This is a genomic window from Streptomyces sp. NBC_00335 (assembly GCF_036127095.1).
GTDB lineage: Bacteria > Actinomycetota > Actinomycetes > Streptomycetales > Streptomycetaceae > Streptomyces.
Genome location: NZ_CP108007.1, coordinates 76,412 through 100,680 on the forward strand (window position 1 = coordinate 76,412; position 24,269 = coordinate 100,680).

Sequence of the window (24,269 nt, forward strand, 5' to 3'; positions counted from 1 at the left end):
GGGTGTCCGCCATGCTGCGAACCGAATTGATCCGGCCGCTGCCCGAGCTGCTGAGGGCGAACGCCGATCGCTTCGGGGCCAAGGCCGCCTACCGCGATGCGCGGCGGAGCGTGAGCCATGCCGAACTGGAGGCACGCACCCGCAGACTGGCCGGCCATCTCGCCGGCCTGCGTCTGCAGCCGGGTGACCGGGCCGCGATCCTGCACGGCAACAGCGTGGAATTCGTCGAAAGCTACCTCGCGATCACCCGGGCAGCCGGCGTGGGCGTGCCGCTCAACCCCCGCCTCACCGAGTCCGAGCTCTCCTACCTGCTGGAGGACAGCGGCGCCCGCGTCGTCATCACCGAGCCCTCCCGGATCGAGCTCGTCGCCCGCCTCCTCCAGGACCGCCCGCACATCCGGGTGATCGTCACCGGCGACGAGGGGATCCCGGCCGGGGCCCCCGCGGGCACCGTCTCCTACGACGTGCTGGCCGCCACCGAGCCCGCCGAGCCCGCCCGCGACGACCTCGGGCTCGACGACGTCGCCTGGATGCTCTACACCTCGGGCACCACCGGCAAGCCCAAGGGCGTCCTCTCCACCCAGCGCAACTGCCTGACGTCCGTGGCCGCCTGCTACGCGCCGATCCCCGGCATGACCGAGCAGGACCGGGTCGTCTGGCCCCTGCCGCTCTTCCACAGCCTCGCGCACATCGTCTGCGTGCTCACCGTCACCGCCGTCGGAGCCACCGCCCGCCTCGTCGACGGCTTCTCCTCCGACGAGATCCTCGACGCCGTCAAGGAAGAGAAGGCCACGTTCCTCGCCGGTGTGCCGACGATGTACCACTACCTCGTCCAGGCCGCCAAGGAGCGCGGGTTCAGTGCCCCCGATCTGCGCATGTGCCTGGTCGGCGGCGCCATCACCACGGCCGAGCTGCGCCGGTCCTTCGAAGAGGTCTTCGGGGCCCCGCTGCTCGACGCCTACGGCTCGACCGAGACCTGCGGTTCCATCACCATCAACTGGCCCACCGGCGCCCGGGTCGAGGGTTCCTGCGGCCTCCCCGTCCCCGGCCTCGGCGTACGCCTGGTCCACCCCGAGACCGGTGCGGACGTCGCCACCGGCGAGGAGGGCGAGGTCTGGGTCAAGGGCGCCAGCGTCATGGTCGGCTACCACAACCAGCCCGAGGCCACCGCCGCCGCCGTCACCGACGGCTGGTTCCGCACCGGCGACCTCGCCCGCCGCGACGAGCAGGGCTACTTCACCGTGACCGGCCGCATCAAGGAACTGGTCATCCGGGGCGGCGAGAACATCCACCCGGGCGAGGTCGAGGAAGTGCTGCGCGGGGTGCCGGGCGTCGCCGACGTCGCCGTCGCGGGCAAGGCGCACCGGGTGCTCGGGGAGGTCCCGGTGGCCTTCCTCGTCCCGGGCCCCCAGGGACTCGACCTGGAGCGCCTCTTCGACGCCTGCCGCGAGCACCTGGCGTACTACAAGATCCCCGAGGAGCTCTACGAGATCGACCGCATCCCGCGGACCGCCTCCGGGAAGATCATGCGCCACGTCCTGCTGGAGCGCCCCGCCCGACTGCGCGCCTCGGGCGACGGCCGCTACGAATCGCTCTTCCGCACCGACTGGCTGCCCCTGCCGTCCGTGTCCGCCCCGCAGGTGGTCCCGGGCCACTGGGCCGCGGCCGGCGACATCTACGGCAGCGGCCTGACCGGCGCCCTGGAGGACCTCGGCAACACCGTCGACACCCACCTCGCGCTCGGCGGCCTCGCGGGCCTCGCCGACGTGGACGGCCTCGCCGGTGTCGACGCCCTCGACTCGCTCGTCGAGGGGCTCGCCGAGGGCGCCGCCGCCCCCGACGTCGCGCTGCTGCTGCTCGGCGAGACCGACGAGAGCGCCGGCCCCCGCCGCGCCGACGCGGTCGAGGCCCTCGTGGGGCGGGTGGCCCGCGGCCTGGACGGCTGGCTGGCCGAGGAGCGCACCGCCCTGGTGCCGCTCGTCATCGCCACCTGCGACGCCGTCGCCACCGGACCCGACGACGACCTGGACGGGATGGCCCACGCCGCCGTCTGGGGCCTGGTCCGCTCCTACCAGGCCGAGCACCCGGACCGGTTCCTGCTGACCGACCTCGGCGCCGACGAGGAGCTCGACGACCCCCGCACCGCCGCCGCCCTCTGCGCCGCCTTCGCCTCGCAGGAGCCGCAGTCCGCGATCCGCGACGGTGTCGTGCTCCGCCCCCGGCTCGTACGGGCCTCCGCCTCGGCCGCGGGCAGCCGGTCCACCGGCGGGACCTCGGTCCCCGACGTCACCGGCACCGTCCTGCTGACCGGCGCCGACGGCCTCGCAGCCGAGAGCATCGCCCGCCACCTCGTCGAGGTGTACGACGCCCGCCGGGTGCTCCTGGTCAGCAAGGGCGGCCGCAACGACCCGGCCGCCGCCGCCCTGCAGGCCGAACTGGCCCGCGCAGGCGCCGAGATCCGCCTGGAGGCCTGCGACGTCGCCGACCGCAAGGCGCTCACCAAGCTCCTCGCCAAGACCGCGCATCCGCTCACCGCCGTCGTGCACACCGCGGGCCGGGAGGACCTCGGCAGCGCCCAGGGACGCCACCTCGCGCTCCAGGGTGCAGTGAACCTGCACGAGCTCACCAAGGACTCCACGCTCGCGACGTTCATCCTGGTCCCCACGGCCGACGGCATCCTCGGCACCCCCGGCCACGGCGCCGCCGCGGCGGCCGCCGCCGGCCTCGACGCGATCGCCGGCCACCGCCACGCGCTGGGCCTGCCCGCGCTCTCCTTCGCGCTGGGCCCCTGGGACGGCGCCGCCGCCAGCGCCCCCGGCCACGCCTGGCCCACGGGTGCCGGCATGCTGTCCACGCAGGAGACCCTGGCCATGTTCGACGCCGCGCACACGGTCGCGCAGGCGCAGCTGACCGCCGTACGCCCCGACACCTCGGCCCTGCCCGAAGGGGAGGTCCCGGCGCTGCTGGCCGACCTGATCGACACTCCGCGACGGGCGGCCGCGGCCCCCGACGAGGACCACTCACAGGCCTTCAAGGCCCGCTTCGAGGGCATCTCGGAGGCCGAGCAGGACCGGCTCCTGACCGAACTCGTCGCCGCGCAGGTCCGCACCATCACCGGGCTGACCTCCTTCGACACCAGCCGCAGCTTCAAGGAGCTCGGCTTCACCTCGGCCACCGCTGTCGAGCTGCGCAACCGCCTCACCGAGGAGTCGGGCCTCCGGCTCCCGGTCACCCTGGCCTTCGACCACCCCAAGCCCGCGGCCGTCGCCGCGTACCTGCGCAAGCGGCTGTTCGGCAGCGCTGCCGGCGAGCCCGCCGTGGACTACCCCGAGCCGACGGTCTCCGACGAGCCCATCGCCATCGTGGGCATGGGTTGCAAGCTTCCCGGCGGGGTGTCCTCGCCCGAGGAGCTGTGGCGGCTGGTCGCCGAAGGCACCGACGCCGTCACCGAGTTCCCCGACAACCGCGGCTGGGACCTGGAACGCCTCTACCACCCGGACCCCGCCAACCCGGGCACCTCGTACACCCGGCACGGCGGCTTCCTGCCGGAGGTGGCCGACTTCGACGCCGCGTTCTTCGGGATCTCGCCCCGCGAGGCCATCGCCATGGACCCGCAGCAGCGGCTCCTGCTGGAGACCTCCTGGGAGACCGTCGAGCGCGCCGGCATCGACCCCACCTCGCTCGGCGGTTCCCACATCGGCGTGTTCAGCGGCGTGATGCACCACGACTACGCGAGCAACATCCAGCAGGTTCCCGAAGGCACCGAGGGCTACCTCGGAATCGGCACCGCGGGCAGCGTGGCCTCCGGCCGCGTCTCCTACACCCTCGGTCTGGAGGGTCCGGCCGTCACCGTCGACACCGCCTGCTCCTCTTCCCTGGTCGCCCTGCACCTCGCCACCCAGTCGCTGCGCCAGGGCGAATGCTCCATGGCGCTCGCGGGCGGCGCCGCCGTGATGGCGACCCCGGGCGTGTTCGTGGAGTTCTCCCGGCAGCGCGGACTCGCCGAGGACGGCCGCGCGAAGGCCTTCTCCTCGGGCGCCGACGGCACCGCCTGGGCCGAGGGCGTCGCCGTCGTCCTGCTGGAGCGGCTTTCGGATGCCCGCCGCAACGGGCACCCGGTGCTCGCGGTGGTCCGCGGCTCCGCCGTCAATCAGGACGGAGCCTCTAATGGCCTGACGGCGCCCAACGGCCCGTCTCAGGAGCGGGTGATCCGCCAGGCACTGGCCAATGCCCGCCTCACCACGGCGGACGTGGACACCGTCGAGGCGCACGGTACGGGCACGGTCCTCGGCGACCCGATCGAAGCCCAGGCCATCCTGGCCACCTACGGGCAGAACCGCGGCGAGCGCGACCCGCTGTGGCTCGGCTCCCTGAAGTCCAACATCGGGCACGCCCAGTCGTCGGCCGGCGTCGCCGGCGTCATCAAGATGGTCATGGCCCTCCAGAACGAGGAGATCCCCAAGACCCTCCACATAGACGAGCCCACCCCGCACGTCGAGTGGTCCGCGGGCGCGGTGGAGTTGCTGACCGAGGCGCGTGGGTGGCCGCGGCGTGAGGATCGTGCGCGGCGGGCTGGTGTGTCGTCGTTCGGGGTGAGCGGCACCAACGCTCATGTGGTGATCGAGGAGGCTCCCGCGGAGGAGCCCGTCGAGCGGGCCACGGGCTTCTCGGGTCCGTTGCCGTTCGTGGTGTCGGCGAAGTCGGCGCAGGCGCTGAGGGCGCAGGCGCACAAGCTCGCCGACCACCTTGAGGCCCGGGACCAGGACGCGGTCCGGGCCGAGGACATCGCGTACTCCCTGGTGGCGACGCGTGCGGCGCTGGAGCATCGGGCGGTGGTGGTCGCGGACGGTGCCGTCGAGGCGATCGCTGGTCTGCGCGCCGTCGCCGAGGGGAGCACGGCCGGGTCGGTGGCCTCGTCGGGTCGTCTGGCGGTGTTGTTCACGGGTCAGGGTGCGCAGCGGTTGGGTATGGGCCGTGAGTTGTACGGGTCTTTCCCGGTGTTCGCCGAAGCCTTTGATGCTGTGGTGGCGGAGTTGGACCGGCATCTGGACCGGTCGTTGAAGGGGGTGGTGTTCGAGGCTGCGGACGATGCGGATCTGAACCGGACGGAGTTCACGCAGCCGGCTCTCTTCGCGGTTGAGGTGGCGTTGTTCCGTCTGGCGGAGTCGTGGGGTGTGCGTCCGGATTTCGTGGCGGGGCATTCGATTGGTGAGCTGGCTGCCGCGCATGTGGCGGGGGTGTGGTCGCTGGCGGATGCGGCGCGTTTGGTGGCGGCGCGTGGTCGTTTGATGCAGGCGTTGCCTTCGGGTGGCGCGATGATCGCGGTCCAGGCGACGGAGGCGGAGGTTCTTCCGCACCTGGTCGATGGTGTCGGTATCGCCGCGATCAACGGTCCGTCGTCGGTGGTGGTTTCCGGTGAGGAGGCTGCGGCCGAGCAGGTGGCCGGCCACTTCACCGGGCTGGGTCGTAAGACGAAGCGGCTGGTGGTCAGTCATGCTTTCCATTCGCTGCTGATGGACCCGATGCTCGCGGAGTTCCGCGAGATCGCCGCGGGTCTGACTTACAACGCGCCCCGGATTCCTGTGGTCTCCAACGTGACGGGCAAGGTCGCCGGGACCGAGGAGCTGCTGTCTCCGGAGTACTGGGTGCGGCACGTCCGCGATGCCGTCCGCTTCGCCGACGGCATCTCCGCCCTCCAGGAGCAGGGCGTGACCACCTTCCTGGAGGCCGGACCGGACGGGGTCCTCACGGCCCTCGCCCAGGAGATCCTGGACGGCGCCGACGTCCAGCTCGCCACCCTCCAGCGCCGCGGCCGCTCCGAGACCGGTACGGCACTGACCGCCCTCGGCGCGCTGCACACCGCCGGCGTCACCCTCGACTGGGACTCCGTGTTCGCCGCCACCGGCGCCCGCCGCGTGGAACTGCCCACGTACGCCTTCCAGCGCGAGCGCTTCTGGCTCGAAGAGGCTGCCGGGGCAGGCGCCGGCGACGTCTCGGGCGCGGGCCTCGCCGGCGCCGAGCACCCGCTGCTCGGCGCGGTGACCCGTCTCCCCGACTCCGGCGGCGTCCTCGCCACCGGTCTGCTGTCCGTCCGCACCCAGCCCTGGCTCGCCGACCACGCCGTCTCCGGCACGATCCTCGTACCCGGCGCCGCCCTGGTCGAACTGGTCGTACGGGCCGGCGACGAGGTCGGCGCGAACCTCCTCGACGAACTCGTCATCGAGACCCCGCTCGTCCTGCCCGAGAAGGGCGGCGTCCGCATCCAGGTCGTCGTCGCGGGCGCCGTCGACGGACGGCGCGCCGTCAGCCTCTACTCGGCCGCTCAGGACGCCGCACCCGAATTCCCCTGGACCCGCCACGTCACCGGCACCCTCTCCGAGAACACCCCCGCGGCCCAGGAGTTCGACTTCACCTCCTGGCCCCCGGCCGGCGTGGAGAAGATCGACCTCGACGGCTTCTACGAGGGGCGGGCCGCCGCCGGACTGGAGTACGGCCCGGTCTTCCAGGGCGTACGGCACGCCTGGCGGCGCGGCGAGGAGGTCTTCGCCGAGATCGTCCTGCCCGACGGAGGCGAAGCCGAACGCTTCGGCCTGCACCCCGCCCTGCTCGACGCCGCCCTGCAGTCCAGCACCTTCTGCCCCGGCCAGGAAGCCGACGCCGGGCAGACCAGGCTCCCCTTCGCCTGGAACGAGGTCGCCGTACACGCCTCCGGCGCCTCCGCGCTGCGCGTCCGCGCCGTCCCCGCCGGCTCCAACGGGGTCGCACTGGAACTGGCCGACCAGACCGGTGCGCCGGTCGCCACCATCGGCTCCATGGTGCTGCGCCCCGTCTCCACCGACCAGCTGGGCACGGTCCGCACCCCGCTCCACGACTCCCTCTTCCAGGTGGAGTGGACCCCGCTGGAGCTGCCCGGAGCCGGCGCCGAAGACCTCACCGGCTTCGTCCTCGCGGACATCTCCGAGCCCGTCGCCGCCGGCCCCGAAGGGGTCCGCGAGCTGACGGCCCGGGCGCTCGCCGCCCTCCAGGACCGGACCGCCGAGGACGTCCGCCTCGCCGTGCTCACCCGCGACCCCGTCGCGGACGCCGCCGCCTCCGCCGTCTGGGGCCTGGTGCGCTCCGCGCAGTCCGAGAACCCCGACTCCATCGTCCTCGTCGCCCTCGACGAGGACCCGGCCTCGCGCGCCGTGCTCGCCGCGGCCCTCGCCACCGGCGAACCACAGCTCGCCCTGCGCGCCGGCCTCGCCACCGTGCCCCGGCTCGCCCGCGCCGGCGGCGGTGGCGTACTGCCCGTCCCCGCGGACACGGACACCTGGCACCTGGACGTCACCGCCGCCGGCACCCTGGAGAACCTGGCGCTGCTGCACAGCCCCGAGCTGGACGAGCCGCTCGTCGAGGGCCAGGTCCGCATCGCGGTCCGCGCCGCGGGCCTGAACTTCCGCGACGTCCTCATCGCGCTCGGCATGTACCCGGGCAAGGCCCACTTCGGCGGGGAAGGCGCCGGCGTGGTCCTGGAGACCGGTCCCGGCGTCACCTCCCTCGCCCCCGGCGACCGCGTGATGGGCCTGCTGCGCGACGGCTTCGGCCCGCAGGCCCTGGCCGACCACCGCCACCTGGTACGGATCCCGGCCGGCTGGACCTACGAGCAGGCCGCCACCGTCCCGATCGTCTTCACCACCGCCTTCTACGGCCTGTTCGACCGGGCCGGGCTCAGCGCCGGCGAGAGCGTGCTCGTGCACGCCGCCGCCGGTGGCGTGGGCATGGCCGCCGTCCAGCTCGCCCGCCACTTCGGTGCCGAGGTCTTCGGCACCGCCAGCCCCGGCAAGTGGGACGCCCTGCGGGCAGGCGGCCTGGACGAGGCGCACCTCGGCAACTCCCGCACCCTGGAGTTCAAGGAGCGCTTCCTCGCCGCCACCGACGGCCGGGGCGTGGACGTGGTCCTCGACGCACTCGCCCACGAGTTCGTCGACGCCTCCCTCGAACTGCTCCCGCGCGGCGGCCGGTTCCTGGAGATGGGCAAGACCGACATCCGCGAGCCGCAGGAGGTCGCCGCCGCCCACCCGGGCGTCGCCTACCAGGCGTTCGACCTGGTCGAGGCGGGACCGGACCGGGTCCAGGAGATCCTCTCCGAACTGGTCGACCTCTTCGAGGCGGGCTCCCTCAAGCCGCTGCCGGTCAAGGTGTGGGACGTCCGCAAGGCCCCGGAGGCCTTCCGTTTCGTCAGCCAGGCCCGCCACATCGGCAAGGTGGCCCTCACCGTCCCGCGCGCCCTGGACCGTGCGGGGACGGCGCTGATCACGGGTGGTACGGGGACGCTGGGCCGGCTGGCCGCGCGTCATCTGGTGCGTGTGCACGGGGTGAGGCGGTTGATACTGACGAGCCGTCGTGGTCTGGCGGCGGAGGGTGCCGTCGAGCTCCGTGAGGAGCTGGTGGCGCTGGGTGCCGAGGTTCGTATCGAGGCGTGTGACGCGGCCGATCGGGACGCGCTGGCCGCTCTGCTGGCCTCCGTACCGGTCGAGCATCCGCTGACGGCCGTGGTGCACACGGCGGGTGTGCTGGACGACGGGGTGATCTCCGCTCTGAGTCCGGAGCGGCTGGAGAAGGTGTTCCGTCCCAAGGTGGACGCGGCCTGGAACCTCCACGAGCTCACCCGGGACCTCGACCTCGCCGCCTTCGTCCTCTACTCCTCCGCCGCGAACGTCTTCGGAAACCCCGGCCAGGGCAACTACGCGGCCGCCAACGGCTTCCTCGACGGCCTCGCCCGCCACCGCCGGGACCTCGGACTCACCGCCACCTCGCTGGCCTGGGGCTTCTGGTCCGAGACCAGCACCATGACGGAGAGCCTCGACGGAGCCGCCCTTCAGCGCAACAAGCGCGACGGCATGCTCGGCATCACCGCCGAGATCGGCAACGCGCTCTTCGATGCCGCACTGGACTCCGCCGAAGGCGCTCTCGTCCCGGCCCGGCTGGACCTCCCGGCCCTCCGCGCCCGGTCCGCCGACGACCCGGTCCCCGTACTCCTGCAGGGCCTGGTCCGCCGGACCCGCCAGGCGGCCAAGGCCGGCGCGGTGCCCGCGGGTTCCCTCGTGCAGGAGCTCACCGGACTGCCGCTGGAGGAGCAGGAACGCCTCCTGCTGGAACTGGTCCGCGGGCAGGCGGCGACCGTGCTCGGCCACTCCGGCGCGCACACCGTCGACGGCGAGCGTGCTTTCAAGGACGCCGGCTTCGACTCGCTGACCTCCGTCGAACTGCGCAACAGGCTGTCCGCCGCCTCCGGCGTCCGGCTGTCGGCGACCGTGGTCTTCGACTACCCGACACCGCTGGCCCTGGCCCGCCACCTCCGTACCGAACTGGGTCTCGGCGACCAGCCGGTGATCACCGCCCAGGAGGTCACCACCTCCGCCACCGCCGACGGGGACGACGACCCGATCGTCATCGTGTCCATGGCCTGCCGCTTCCCGGCGGGCGTCACCAGCCCCGAGGGCCTGTGGCAGTTGGTCGCCGACGGCGTCGACGCCATGGGCGGCTTCCCCGACAACCGCGGCTGGGACCTGGACAACCTCTTCGACCCGGACCCGGAAGCCATCGACAAGGTGTACGTCGACCGGGGCGCCTTCCTCCACGACGTCGGCGAGTTCGACGCGGGCTTCTTCGGGATCTCGCCGCGCGAGGCCCTCGCGATGGACCCGCAGCAGCGGCTGCTGCTGGAGACCTCCTGGGAGACCCTGGAGCGCGCCGGCATCGACCCGGCCGAGCTCCGCGGCAGCGACACCGGCGTCTTCACCGGCATCATCAGCCACGACTACACCGTCCGGCTGCAGCAGGCCCCCGCAGAACTCCAGGGCCTGCGCCTGACCGGCACCGCGGGCAGCGTGGCCTCCGGCCGCGTCTCCTACACGCTCGGCCTGGAAGGGCCCTCGCTCAGCATCGACACGGCCTGCTCCTCCTCCCTGGTGGCCCTGCACATGGCCGTCCAGGCCCTGCGGACCGGCGAATGCACGATGGCCCTGGCCAGCGGCGCGATGGTCATGGCGACCCCGGACACCTACGTGGAGTTCTCCCGCCAGCGCGGGCTGGCCCGTGACGGCAAGGTCAAGGCCTTCTCGGCCGGTGCCGACGGCACCGCCTGGGCCGAGGGCGTGGGCGTACTCCTGGTGGAGAAGCTGTCGGACGCCCGCCGCAACGGGCACCCGGTGCTCGCGGTGGTCCGCGGCTCCGCCGTCAACCAGGACGGAGCCTCCAACGGGCTCACGGCCCCGAACGGCCCCGCGCAGCAGCGCGTCATCCAGCAGGCCCTCGCCAACGGCGGCCTGACCCCGCAGGACGTGGACGCGGTCGAGGCGCACGGCACCGGCACCGCGCTCGGCGACCCGATCGAGGCCCAGGCCATCCTGGCCACCTACGGTCAGAACCGCGGGGAGCTGGACCCGCTGTGGCTCGGCTCGCTGAAGTCCAACATGGGCCACTCGCAAGGCGCGGCCGGCGTCGCCAGCATCATCAAGATGGTCATGGCGCTGCAGAACGACCTGCTGCCCAAGACGCTGCACGTGGACGCCCCGACCCCCAAGGTCGACTGGGAGTCGGGTGCGGTGGAGCTCCTGACCGAGGCGCGCGCCTGGCCGCGCTCGGAGCGTCCGCGTCGCGTCGGCGTCTCCTCCTTCGGGGTCAGCGGCACCAACGCCCACGTGGTCATCGAGGAGGCGCCCGCCGAGGCGGCCCCCGAGCCCATGGCCCCGGCCTTCTCGGGTCCGTTGCCGTTCGTGGTGTCGGCGAAGTCGGCGCAGGCGCTGAGGGCGCAGGCGCACAAGCTCGCCGACCACCTAGAGGCCCGGGACCAGGACGCGGTCCGTGCCGAGGACATCGCGTACTCCCTGGTGACGAGCCGTGCGGCGCTGGAGCACCGCGCCGTGGTCGTCGCCGCCGGCGCGCAGGACGCGGCAGCGAGCCTGCGGGCGCTGGCCGACGGCGATGACGTCGCCTCCGTCTCGGGCGGTCGTCTGGCGGTGTTGTTCACGGGTCAGGGTGCGCAGCGGTTGGGTATGGGCCGTGAGTTGTACGGGTCTTTCCCGGTGTTCGCCGAAGCGTTTGATGCTGTGGTGGCGGAGTTGGACCGGCATCTGGACCGGTCGTTGAAGGGGGTGGTGTTCGAGGCTGCGGACGATGCGGATCTGAATCGGACGGAGTTCACGCAGCCGGCTCTCTTCGCGGTTGAGGTGGCGTTGTTCCGTCTGGCGGAGTCGTGGGGTGTGCGTCCGGATTTCGTGGCGGGGCATTCGATTGGTGAGCTGGCTGCCGCGCATGTGGCGGGGGTGTGGTCGCTGGCGGATGCGGCGCGTTTGGTGGCGGCGCGTGGTCGTTTGATGCAGGCGTTGCCTTCGGGTGGCGCGATGATCGCGGTCCAGGCGACGGAGGCGGAGGTCCTTCCGCACCTGGTCGATGGTGTCGGTATCGCCGCGATCAACGGTCCGGCCTCCGTGGTCGTGTCCGGTGAGGCTGACGCGGCCGAGGAGGTCGCCGGCCACTTCACCGGACTGGGTCGTAAGACGAAGCGGCTGGTGGTCAGCCACGCTTTCCATTCGCTGCTGATGGACCCGATGCTCGCGGAGTTCCGCGAGATCGCCGCGGGCCTGACTTACAACGCGCCTCGCATCCCGGTCGTCTCCACCCTGACGGGCAAGCTCGCCGCCACGGAGGAACTGCTCTCGCCCGAGTACTGGGTGCGGCACGTCCGCGAGGCCGTCCGCTTCGCCGACGGCATCCACACCCTGCACGAGCAGGGCGTGACCACCTTCCTCGAAGCCGGACCGGACGGGGTTCTCACGGCCCTCGCCCAGGAGATCCTGGACGGCGCCGACGTCCAGCTCGCCACCCTCCAGCGCCGCGGCCGCTCCGAGACCGATGCCGCGCTGACCGCCCTCGGCAAGCTCCACACCGCCGGCCGCGCCGTCGACTGGAAGCCGGCCCTCGCCGCGCTGGCCGCCGACGCCCGCCGCGTGGAACTGCCGACGTACGCCTTCCAGCACGACTGGTACTGGCCCGAGGTCTGGGGCGGCACGGTCGACGCGGCCTCGCTGGGTCTCGCCGGGGCCGATCACGCCCTGGTCGGTGCCTGGGTGCCGCTGCCCGCAACGGGTGGTGTGCTCGGTACCGGTCTGCTGTCGGTCCGTACCCAGCCCTGGCTGGCCGACCACGTGGTGTCCGGCACGATCCTCGTACCGGGTGCCGCTCTGGTCGAACTGGTCGTCCGGGCCGGTGACGAGGCCGGTACGAGCGTCATCGACGAACTCGTCATCGAAGCCCCGCTGGTGCTGCCCGAGAAGGGCGGCGTACGGATCCAGGTCGCGGTGTCGGCCCTCGACGACCTGGGCCGCCGCCCGGTCGCCGTCTACTCGGCGGCCCAGGACGCGAACCCCGAGGAGCCGTGGATCCGGCACGTCAGCGGCTTCCTGGCCAAGCAGGACGAGGCCCCGGCCTTCGACTTCGGGGTCTGGCCGCCGGCCGGCGCCGAGGCCGCGGACGTCTCCGACTTCTACGAGCGCCAGCTCGCCGCCGGCTACACCTACGGACCGGCCTTCCAAGGGGTCCAGTCCGTCTGGACCAAGGGCGACGAGGTCTACGCCGAGGTCGTCCTCCCGGACGGCCAGAAGGCCGACGGCTTCGGCCTGCACCCGGCCCTGCTCGACGCGGCCCTGCAGACCACCAGCTTCCTCGGCACCGGCGAGACCGAAGAGGGCACGACCCGGCTGCCGTTCGCCTGGAACGAGGTCGCGCTCTACGCCTCCGGCGCCTCCGCCCTGCGGGTCCGCGCGGCCCGCTCCGGCACCGACGGCCTCACGCTGGAGCTCGCCGACCACACCGGCGCGCCCGTGGCCGCCATCGGCACCCTCGCCATGCGGGCGGTGTCCACCCGGCAGCTCGGCGCGGCCGGCGGCCAGAGCCACGAATCGCTGTACCGGACCGACTGGGCCGCGGTGACCCTGCCGCAGACCGGCCGGACCGCCTTCGAGCTGGTCTCCGAGGCCGCCTGCGTCCGGGCTCTGGCCGAGGCCGTGGCCTCCGGCACCCCGGCTCCGGAGGTGATCCTCCTCGACACCAGGACCGTCACCGGGGGGACGGGCGCCGCCCGCTCCCACGCCCTGGCCGCCCGGGTGCTCGCGGTGCTGCAGGCCTGGTCCGCCGAGTCACTGCTCGACGGGGCCAAGCTGGTCGTCGCGACCGGCGGAGCCGTCCGCGACGTCACCGACCCGGCCGCCACCGCGGTCTGGGGTCTGGTCCGCTCCGCACAGGCGGAGAACCCGGACCGCATCGTCCTGGTCGACCTGGACCGGGACTCCGAGAACCTGCTGTCCGCGGCGGTCGCCTCCGGCGAACCGCAGCTGGCACTGCGCCGCGGCGCGGCCACCGCGCCGCGCCTGGCCCGCGAACCGCGCGCCGAAGACACCGGTTCCGTACTGGACCCGCAGGGCACCGTCCTCGTCACCGGCGGCACCGGCACGCTCGGTACGCTGCTCGCCCGTCACCTCGTCACGTCCCACCAGGTCAAGCACCTGCTGCTGGTGGGACGCCGAGGCCTCGGAGCGGAAGGTGCCGTCGAGCTCCGCGAGGAGCTGGCGGCGCTGGGTGCCGAGGTTCGTATCGAGGCGTGTGACGCGGCCGATCGGGACGCGCTGGCCGCTCTGCTGGCCTCCGTACCGGTCGAGCATCCGCTGACGGCCGTGGTGCACACGGCCGGTGTCCTGGACGACGGGGTGATCTCCGCGCTGAGTCCGGAGCGGCTGGAGAAGGTGTTCCGTCCCAAGGTGGACGCGGCCTGGAACCTCCACGAGCTCACCCGGGACCTCGACCTCGCCGCCTTCGTCCTCTACTCCTCGGCGGCCGGCGTCTTCGGAACCCCCGGCCAGGGCAACTACGCCTCGGCCAACGCCTACCTCGACGGCCTCGCCCAGTACCGCAAGGACACCGGGAAGGCCGCCGTCTCCCTGGCCTGGGGCCTGTGGGCCGAAGCCACCGGGATGACCGCCCACCTCGACGACGCCGACATCGAACGGGGCCGCCGCGGCGGCATGCTGGGCCTGCCGAACACGGAGGGGCTCGCCCTCTTCGACGCGGCCCTCCACTCCGGCGAAGCCGCCCTGATGCCGGCCAAGCTCGACCTCGCGGAACTGCGCGCCCAGGCCGCCGGTACGGGCGTCCAGCCCATCCTGCACGGCCTGGTCCGACCGGCCCGCCGCGCCGCCAAGGCCGCGGTCCCGACCGGCGAGACCCTCGCCCAGCGCCTCGCCGGACGTACGGAACAGGAGCGGGCACAGCTCCTGCTCGACCTGGTCCGCGTCCAGGTGGCGGCCGTGCTCGGCGTCACCAACCCCGCCACGGTGGACGTGACGCGTGCCTTCAAGGACGCCGGCTTCGACTCGCTCACCGCGGTCGAGTTCCGCAACCGCCTCACCGAGGCGACCGGCGTACGGCTGCCCGCCACCCTCGTCTTCGACTACCCGACGCCCACCGCCCTGGTCCAGCTGCTCCAGGAGCAGCTCACGGTGGAGGAGGCGCCCACCGGCGGCTACTCCGTCCTGGAGGAGCTCGACCGCCTCGAAAGGGCGATCGCCGCACCCTCCGCGGACCGGGACCTCCAGGCGCAGGTGGCCGGTCGCCTGCAGGCCCTCAGCGCCCAGTGGGAGAGCCTGCACGGCCTCCCCGCCGGCGAGGACGCCGGACCCGACCTCGACACGGTCACCGACGACGAGATGTTCGCACTCCTCGACAGCGAGCTCGGTCTGTCCTGAACGGACGGCACTCCACAGAATTCGAAGGGACAGACAGACATATGAGCAGCACTGCGAGCACAGGCGGCTCCGTGGGCGCGGCGGCCTCCTCCGGCACCAACGAGGACAAGCTCCGCGAGTACCTCAAGAAGGCGGTCAACGACCTGCGCAAGGCCAACGGCCGGCTCCGCGAGGTCGAGGCCGAGCGGTCCGAGCCCATCGCCATCGTGGGCATGGGTTGCAAGCTTCCCGGCGGGGTGTCCTCGCCCGAGGAGCTGTGGCGGCTGGTCGCCGAAGGCACCGACGCCATCACCGAGTTCCCCGAGAACCGCGGCTGGGACACCGCCGCGCTGCACGACGAGGACCCCGACCACACCGGCACCTCGTACGTCCGGCACGGAGGGTTCCTGCACGACGCCGGCGAGTTCGACGCCGCGTTCTTCGGCATCTCGCCCCGCGAGGCCCTCTCCATGAACCCGCAGCAGCGGCTCCTGCTGGAGACCTCCTGGGAGACCTTCGAGCACGCCGGCATCGACCCGACCGGCCTGCGGGGGAGCGACATCGGCATCTTCGCCGGCGTCATGCACCACGACTACGCCCCCATGGGCGGGCGGATACCGCCGTCCGTCGAGGGCATGCTCGGCATCGGCAACTCCGGCAGCGCCACCTCCGGCCGCGTCTCCTACACCCTCGGCCTGGAGGGCCCCGCGGTGACGGTGGAGACGGCTTGCTCCTCCTCCCTCGTCGCCATTCACCTGGCCACCCAGTCGCTGCGCACCGGCGAGTGCTCGATGGCCCTGGCCGGCGGTGTCGCCGTGATGGCGACCCCCGACGGGTTCGTGGAGTTCTCCCGGCAGCGCGGACTCGCCAGGGACGGCCGCGCGAAGGCCTTCGCGGCCGGAGCCGACGGCACCAACTGGTCAGAGGGCGCGGGCCTGCTCCTGCTGGAGCGGCTTTCGGATGCCCGTCGCAACGGGCACCCGGTGCTCGCGGTGGTCCGCGGCTCCGCCGTCAATCAGGACGGAGCCTCCAACGGCCTGACCGCCCCCAACGGCCCCGCGCAGCAGCGGGTGATCCGCCAGGCCCTCGCCAACGGCCGCCTGACCGCCTCCGACGTGGACGCGGTCGAGGCGCACGGCACCGGCACCGCGCTCGGCGACCCGATCGAAGCCCAGGCGATCATCGCCACGTACGGCCAGGACCGGCCCGAGGACCAGCCGCTGTGGCTGGGCTCGCTGAAGTCCAACATCGGGCACGCCCAGTCGGCCGCCGGTGTCGCCGGTGTCATCAAGATGGTCGAGGCCATGCGCCACGGGGTGCTGCCGAAGACCCTGCACATCGAGGAACCGACCCCCAAGGTCGACTGGGACGCCGGCGCCGTCGAGCTGCTCACCGAGGCGCGTGGGTGGCCGCGTCGGGAGGATCGTGCGCGGCGGGCTGGTGTGTCGTCGTTCGGGGTGAGCGGCACCAACGCTCATGTGGTCATCGAGGAGGCTCCTGCCGAGGCGGCCCCCGAGCCCATGACCCCGGCCGTGGCGGGTCCGTTGCCGTTCGTGGTGTCGGCGAAGTCGGCGCAGGCGCTGAAGGCGCAGGCGGGCAAGCTCGCCGATCACCTTGAGGCCCGGGCTCAGGATGCGGTCCGGGCCGAGGACATCGCGTATTCGCTGGTGGCGACGCGTGCGGCGCTGGAGCATCGGGCGGTGGTGGTCGCGGACGGTGCTGTCGAGGCGATCGCTGGTCTGCGGGCCGTCGCCGAGGGGAACACGGCCGGGTCGGTGGCCTCGTCGGGTCGTCTGGCGGTGTTGTTCACGGGTCAGGGTGCGCAGCGGTTGGGTATGGGCCGTGAGTTGTACGGGTCTTTCCCGGTGTTTGCCGAAGCTTTTGATGCTGTGGTGGCGGAGTTGGATCGGCATCTGGACCGGTCGTTGAAGGGGGTGGTGTTCGAGGCTGCGGACGATGCGGATTTGAATCGGACGGAGTTCACGCAGCCGGCTCTCTTCGCGGTTGAGGTGGCGTTGTTCCGTCTGGCGGAGTCGTGGGGTGTGCGTCCGGATTTCGTGGCGGGGCATTCGATTGGTGAGCTGGCTGCCGCGCATGTGGCGGGGGTGTGGTCGCTGGCGGATGCGGCGCGTTTGGTGGCGGCGCGTGGTCGTTTGATGCAGGCGTTGCCTTCGGGTGGCGCGATGATCGCGGTCCAGGCGACGGAGGCGGAGGTTCTTCCGCACCTGGTCGATGGTGTCGGTATCGCCGCGATCAACGGTCCGTCGTCGGTGGTGGTTTCCGGTGAGGAGGCTGCGGCCGAGCAGGTGGCCGGCCACTTCACCGGGCTGGGTCGTAAGACGAAGCGGCTGGTGGTCAGTCATGCTTTCCATTCGCTGCTGATGGACCCGATGCTGGCGGAGTTCCGCGAGATCGCGGCGGGTCTGACTTACAACGCGCCCCGGATTCCTGTGGTCTCCAACGTGACGGGCAAGGTCGCCGGGACCGAGGAGCTGCTGTCTCCGGAGTACTGGGTGCGGCACGTCCGCGATGCCGTCCGCTTCGCCGACGGTATCGCCGCCCTCCAAGAGCAGGGCGTCACCACCTTCCTCGAGCTCGGCCCCGGCGGCGTGCTCACCGCCATGGGCGCGGAATCCGCGGCCGAGGACACCGACCCGGTGTTCGTCCCGTTCCTGCGCACCGGCGTCTCCGAGGCGCGCACCGCCATCGCCGCTCTGGGCCGGCTGTTCGCCACCGGAACCCCCACCGACCTCGCCGCGCTCGCCGCGGGCGGCCGCCGGGTGGAACTGCCGACGTACGCCTTCCAGCGCGACTGGTACTGGCTGCGCCCGCTCGACACCGGCGGGGACGCCGTCTCGCTGGGTCTCGCCGGGGCCGATCACGCCCTGGTCGGTGCCTGGGTGCCGCTGCCCGGAACGGGTGGTGTGCTCGGTACCGGTCTGCTGTCGGTCCGTACCCAGCCCTGGCTGGCCGACCACGTGGTGTCCGGCACGATCCTCGTACCGGGTGCCGCTCTGGTCGAACTGGTCGTCCGGGCCGGCGACGAGGCCGGAACGAGCGTCATCGAGGAAATCGTCATCGAGGCGCCGCTCACTCTGCCCGAGAACGGCGGCGTACGGATCCAGGTCGCGGTCTCGGCCCCCGACGACCTGGGCCGCCGCCCGGTCGCCCTGTACTCGGTGGCGCAGGACGCGCACCCGGAGACCCCCTGGGCCCGGCACGTCAGCGGCTTCCTGGCCAAGCAGGACGAGGCCCCGGCCTTCGACTTCGCGGTCTGGCCGCCGGCCGGCGCCGAGGCCGTGAACCTCGACGGCTACTACACCGGCCGGGCGGAAGCCGGGCTGGAGTACGGCCCGGTCTTCCAGGGACTGCGGTCCGTCTGGACGAACGAGGAGCAGGGCGAGGTCTACGCCGAGGTGGCGCTGCCCGAGGGCGTGACGGTGGAAGGCTTCGGCATCCACCCGGCCCTCCTCGACGCGGCCCTCCAGGCCGGCTCGTTCACCCCCACGGGCGGGGACGCCGAGGAAGGCGCACTGCGGCTGCCGTTCGCCTGGAACGACGTCGCGCTCTACGCCTCCGGCGCCTCCGCCCTGCGGGTTCGCGCGGCCCGGTCCGGCACCGACGGCCTCACGCTGGAGCTCGCCGACCACACCGGCGCCCCCGTGGCCGCCGTCGGCACCCTCGTCACCCGGCCCTTCGTGCCGGGAGCCTTCGCCCCGGTCCAGGGTGCCCTGCACGACGCGCTGTTCCGGGTGGACCAGGTGGCGGTCGCCGTAGCCGGCGGCTCCGGGGAGAGCGCCCCCGTCGTCCTGGGCGACGACCACGCCGATCTCGGCGCGCTCGTCGCAGCCCTGCGGGCAGGGGCGGCCGTACCCCCGGCCGTCATCGCCGACCTCACCGGGGCGGACGCGGCTGCCGGGCCCGCGCGGGCCCTTGAACTGACCGCCCGTGCGCTGGACCTGCTCCAGACCTGGGCTGCCACGCCCGAGCTCGAGTCGTCGAAGCTGGTGCTGCGCACCCGCGGCGCCGTCGCCGGGGCCACCGACCCCGCGGCCGCCGCGATAGGGGGCCTGGTCCGCTCCGCCCAGTCGGAGAACCCCGAGCAGTACGTGCTCGTGGACGCCGACGAGAGCGCGGAGCCGCGCGAGATGGCCCGGGCCGCGACCCTCTCGGGCGAGCCCCAGCTGGTCATCCGGGACCACGCGGTCACCGCGCCCCGGCTGGTCCGCGCCTCCGCCGACACCGCCGAACGGCAGCGGCCCCTGGACCGTGCGGGGACGGCGCTGATCACGGGTGGTACGGGGACGCTGGGCCGGCTGGCCGCGCGTCATCTGGTGCGTGTGCACGGGGTGAGGCGGCTGATCCTGACGAGCCGTCGTGGTCTGGCGGCGGAGGGTGCCGTCGAGCTCCGTGAGGAGCTGGTGGCGCTGGGTGCCGAGGTTCGTATCGAGGCGTGTGACGCGGCCGATCGGGACGCGCTGGCCGCTCTGCTGGCCTCCGTACCGGTAGAGCATCCGCTGACGGCCGTGGTGCACACGGCGGGTGTGCTGGACGACGGGGTGATCTCCGCGCTGAGTCCGGAGCGGCTGGAGAAGGTGTTCCGTCCCAAGGTGGACGCGGCCTGGAACCTCCACGAGCTCACCCTCGGCCTCGACCTCGCCGCCTTCGTCCTCTACTCCTCCATCGCCGGTACGGTCGGCAGCGCGGGCCAGGGCAACTACGCCTCGGCCAACGCCTACCTCGACGCCCTCGCCCGGCACCGGGCCGAGGCGGGCCTCCCGGCCACCTCGCTCGCCTGGGGCGTGTGGGAGCAGTCGGGCGGCATGCAGGACACCCTCGCGCAGAGCGACCAGGAGCGGATGGCCCGCACCGGGATGCGGACGCTGAGCGCCGAAGAGGGCATGGCCCTCTTCGACGCCTCGCTGCGCTCGCCGCACCCGGTGCTGGTCCCCGCCCGGTTCGACCTCGCCGCGCTGGGCGCCCGTACCGCGGGCACGCCCGTGCCCCCGGTCCTGCGGGCACTGGTCCGCCCCTCACGGCGCGCCGCACAGGCGGCCGCCGCACCCGCGGGGGAGTCGCTCCTGGAGAAGCTGACGGCGCTGCCCGGCGCCGAGCGGCTCCAGGTGCTCCTGGACCTCGTCGGCGCGCAGGCGGCCGCCGTCCTGGGCCTGGCCGGCGCGGACCAGGTGGAGGGCGACCAGGCCTTCAAGGACCTGGGCTTCGACTCGCTCACAGCGGTCGAGCTGCGCAACCAGCTGGCGGCGGCCACCGGCATCAGGCTGCCCGTCACCCTCGTCTTCGACCACCCGACGCCCAACGCCCTCGCCAAGCGGCTCCAGAGCGCCCTGCTCCCGGAGACCGACGAAGGGCTCGCCGCCGCGGAGTCCGACCCCGCCGGCACACGAGCGGCGGACCAGGCGGAGGTCGACCTGATCGCCGGCATGGACGTGGAGAGCCTCGTGGCGCGCGCACTGGCCACTCCGACCAACTGATTCGGTCTCGTACCGGGAGAGAAGATCATGACTGTTTCCGACGAAAAGCTCGTCGCCGCCCTGCGCGCGTCCCTCACCGAGAACGAGCGGCTGCGCCAGGAGAACGAGCGCATCACGGGCGCCGCCAACGAGCCCATCGCGATCGTGGCGATGTCCTGCCGGCTGCCCGGCGAGGTCGCCTCGCCCGAGGAGCTGTGGGACCTGGTGTCCGGCGGCCGCGACGCGGTCTCGGCCTTCCCCGCGAACCGGGGCTGGGACCTGGACGACGTCTACCACCCGGTCCCCGGCAACCCGGGCACCACCTACGTGAAGGAAGCCGGGCTCCTGCACGGCGCAGGCGAGTTCGACGCCTCCTTCTTCGGCATCTCCGAGCGCGAGGCGCTCGGCACCGATCCGCAGCAGCGGATCCTCCTGGAGCTGGTCTGGGAGGCCTTCGAGCGGGCCGGCATCGACCCGCAGACCGTCCGCGGCACCGACACCGGCGTGTTCGCCGGCCTCATGTACCACGACTACGCCAACGCGGTGCAGAAGCTCCCCGAGGGAGTCGACGGCTTCCTGGGCCTCGGCAAGTCCGGCAGCGTGTTCTCGGGGCGGGTCTCCTACCTCTACGACCTGACCGGTCCTTCGGTGACCGTCGACACCGCCTGCTCCTCCTCCCTGGTCACCCTCCACATGGCCGTGCAGGCCCTGCGGGGCGGCGAGTGCTCGATGGCGCTGGCCGCAGGCGTGGCCGTCATGGCCACCCCCGACGCGTTCGTCGGGTTCTCCAGCCAGCGCGCCCTCGCCACCGACGGCCGCATCAAGGCCTTCTCCTCCTCCGCCGACGGCACCAACTGGGCCGAGGGCGCCGGAGTCCTGCTGCTGGAGCGGCTTTCGGACGCCCGCCGCAACGGGCACCCGGTGCTCGCGGTGGTCCGTGGCTCCGCCGTCAATCAGGACGGAGCCTCCAACGGGCTCACGGCGCCCAACGGTCCGTCTCAGGAGCGGGTGATCCGCCAGGCACTGGCCAATGCCCGCCTCACCACGGCGGACGTGGACACCGTCGAGGCGCACGGTACGGGCACGGTCCTCGGCGACCCGATCGAGGCCCAGGCCATCCTGGCCACCTACGGGCAGAACCGCGGCGAGCGCGACCCGCTGTGGCTCGGCTCCCTGAAGTCCAACATCGGGCACGCCCAGGCCGCGGCCGGTGTCGCCGGCGTCATCAAGATGGTCATGGCCCTCCAGAACGAGGAGATCCCCAAGACCCTCCACATCGAGCAGCCCAGCCCCGCGGTCGACTGGACCTCGGGCGCCGTCGAGCTGCTCACCGAGGCCCGCCCGTGGCCGCGCCGCGAGGACCGTCCGCGCCGTGCCGGCGTCTCCTCCTTCGGGATCAGCGGCACCAACGCCCACGTGCTCCTCGAAGAGGCCGCGTCCGCCCCCGCGCCCGTTGCCGACGGCACCACCCCGGTGCGCGCCGCCGGCCCGGTGGCCTGGCCGCTCTCCGCCAGGACCGAGGAGGCGCTGCGCGACCAAGCCGGCCGCCTCGACGCCTTCCTCGACTCGGCCCCGGCGGACCTCGACCCGTACGACGTCGGCCACTCCCTCGCACTGACCCGCGGCGCCTTCGACAAGCGCGCCGTGGTCGTCGCCGAAGACCCGGAAACCCTCCGTCAGCAGCTGCGGGCGATCGCCGAGGGCGCGACCGCGGCGACGGCTCCCGGAATCGTCCGCGGCAACCGTGCCAAGGGCAGGCTCGCGGTCCTCTTCACGGGCCAGGGCGCCCAGCGCCCGGGCATGGGCAGGGAACTGTACGAGACGTACCCGGTGTTCGCCGAGGCGTTCGACGCGGTCGCGGCCGAACTGGACAAGCACCTGGCGAAGCCGCTGAAGGAGGTCGTCTTCGAGGCCGCGGACGCGGCCGAGGTGAACCGCACCGAGTTCACCCAGCCCGCGCTGTTCGCGATCGAGACGGCCCTGTACCGCCTGGCGGAATCCCGGGGGGTCCGCCCCCACTTCCTCGCCGGGCATTCCATCGGAGAGTTGGTCGCGGCCCATGTGGCAGGTGTGTGGAGTCTTCCGGATGCGGCGCGCCTTGTGGCGGCTCGTGGCCGTCTGATGCAGGCCCTGCCGGCCGGCGGGGCGATGATCGCGATCCAGGGGACCGAGGAAGAGGTCGTCGCGCGCCTGGTACCGGGCGTCGCCATCGCCGCCGTCAACGGGCCCACCTCGGTGGTGATCTCCGGGACGGCCGCCGCGGCCGACGACGTCAGCACCCACTTCTCACTGCTGGGCCGCCGGGTGAAGCGGCTGCTGGTCAGCCACGCCTTCCACTCGCCCCTGATGGACCCGATGCTCGCGGAGTTCCGAGAGGTCGCGGCCGGGCTGACCTACCACGCACCCGCCATCCCTGTGGTCTCCAACCTCACCGGTGACCTCGCGGCCACCGAAGAACTGACCTCGCCCGACTACTGGGTGCGGCACGTGCGCGAGGCGGTCCGCTTCAAGGACGGCCTGCGCACGCTCCAGAGCCGCGGCGCCACCACCTTCCTGGAGCTCGGGCCCACCGGGGTCCTCTCCGCGATGGGCCCGGGCTGCCTGACCGGCGACACCGACACCACCGCTTTCATCCCCGCCCTGCGGGGCGACATCCCCGAGGCGCAGAGCCTGGTGAGCGCGCTCGGCGGGCTCTTCGCACGGGGCATTTCCATCGACTGGACGGCGCTCTTCCCGGGAGGACGCCGGGTGGACCTCCCGACGTACGCCTTCCAGCGCCGCAACTACTGGCTGGAGGCCGGAACCGTCATGACCGAAACCATCACCGCCCCCGAGACCGCGACCACGGACACCGACGGGGGCGAGCTCGCCAAGCAGGCGCTGCTGAGCCGCCTCGAAGGCCTCTCCGAGGAGGAGCGGCTCACCCTGCTCACCGACCTGGTCGTCGCCGAGGCGGAGACCGCCCGCGCCGAACAGAACACCGACGAGCCCTTCGAGGACGAGCTGGACGAGGAGAGCCCCCTCTTCGAGGTGGGCTTCAACTCCCTGAGCGCGGTCGAGCTGCGCAACCGCCTGGTCGAGACGACCGGCCTGGCCCTCAACCCGATGCTGCTCTTCGACTACCCGACGCCGGGCTACATCGCCGAGTACCTGCTGGAGCTGCTGACGGCCGACGCCGCCTGACCCCGGAAGCCGCCCCCGTCCCCGCGGGCCCCCGCCACCCCGATCACACGCACACCCGAAGGACACGACTGATGTTCGACGCACAGAAGTACCTCGACCGCATCGGCTACACCGGCACCCACGAGCCGAGCGTCGCCAACCTCCACCAGATCCAGAAGCGCCACCTCGTCTCCATCCCCTTCGACAACACCCTGAACGCGGACGCGAACCGCGGGGTCGAGGTCCTCGACGACGTCGAGATCGACGACGACCAGAAGTTCGCCGAGATCGTCGAGGGAACCCGTGGCGGGGTCTGCTACGAACTCAACGGACTCATGCGGCGCCTGCTGACGGACCTCGGCTACGACGTCCGCATCCTGGCTGCCGCCGTGCTCCAGGTGAACGGCAACTTCGGCCCGGACCTGGAGCACATCTTCAACTGCGTGCTCATCGACGGGGAGACGTACCTGGTCGACGTGGGCCTCGCCGGCCCCTCCTTCCTGGAGCCGCTGCGGGTGACGCACGAGGTCCAGACCCAGTACGGGGTCGACTACCGGATCGTTCCCCAGGACGAGGGCTACCAGCTCATCCAGCGCCGTCCGCAGGGCGGCGACTGGAGCCCGCTCTACAAGTTCCTGCTCCAGTACCGCGAGATCAGCGACTGGTCGGGCCTGGTGGAGGAGCTCTCCAAGTTCCCGCTGGAGGAAGTGCTCCTGGGCACCCGCATCCACAGCCGGGCCTTCGAGAACGGGCAGATGGTCCTCATCGGCAAGCGCTACGTCCGGGTGGAGGACGGGCACGAGCAGACGCGCGTGCTCGCCCGGCCGGCCCAGTTCAAGGAGGTCGTCGACCTCGTCCTGAACGGACGTGGCTGACG

At 72.6% G+C, this 24,269-nt stretch carries 3 protein-coding genes and 1 pseudogene; all 4 read left to right on the forward strand.

The features are described 5' to 3' along the window. The first annotated feature begins 11 nt into the window (after window positions 1–11). Window positions 12–14,780, forward strand: coding sequence for a type I polyketide synthase (locus OHA37_RS39880; RefSeq protein ID WP_266914329.1), 14,769 nt, complete (start codon window positions 12–14; stop codon window positions 14,778–14,780). A gap of 41 nt (window positions 14,781–14,821) precedes the next feature. Then, window positions 14,822–20,251 carry a type I polyketide synthase gene (locus OHA37_RS39885; RefSeq protein WP_266914331.1) on the forward strand — a complete coding sequence of 1,810 codons (5,430 nt, stop codon included), beginning with the start codon at window positions 14,822–14,824 and terminating at the stop codon, window positions 20,249–20,251. 48 nt (window positions 20,252–20,299) lie between these two features. Beyond that, a pseudogene (locus tag OHA37_RS39890) lies at window positions 20,300–23,383 on the forward strand (type I polyketide synthase); the annotation flags it as partial. A 101-nt stretch (window positions 23,384–23,484) separates the two neighbouring features. Then, window positions 23,485–24,267, forward strand: coding sequence for an arylamine N-acetyltransferase family protein (locus OHA37_RS39895; protein WP_266914335.1), 783 nt, complete (start codon window positions 23,485–23,487; stop codon window positions 24,265–24,267). The last annotated feature ends 2 nt before the right edge of the window (window positions 24,268–24,269 follow it).

Bases quoted from the DNA above. Each gene is read 5' to 3' on its own strand.
- OHA37_RS39880 (WP_266914329.1), top strand. From the start codon at position 12: ATGCTGCGAACCGAATTGATCCGGCCGCTGCCCGAGCTGCTGAGGGCG.
- OHA37_RS39885 (WP_266914331.1), top strand. From the start codon at position 14,822: ATGAGCAGCACTGCGAGCACAGGCGGCTCCGTGGGCGCGGCGGCCTCC.
- OHA37_RS39895 (WP_266914335.1), top strand. From the start codon at position 23,485: ATGTTCGACGCACAGAAGTACCTCGACCGCATCGGCTACACCGGCACC.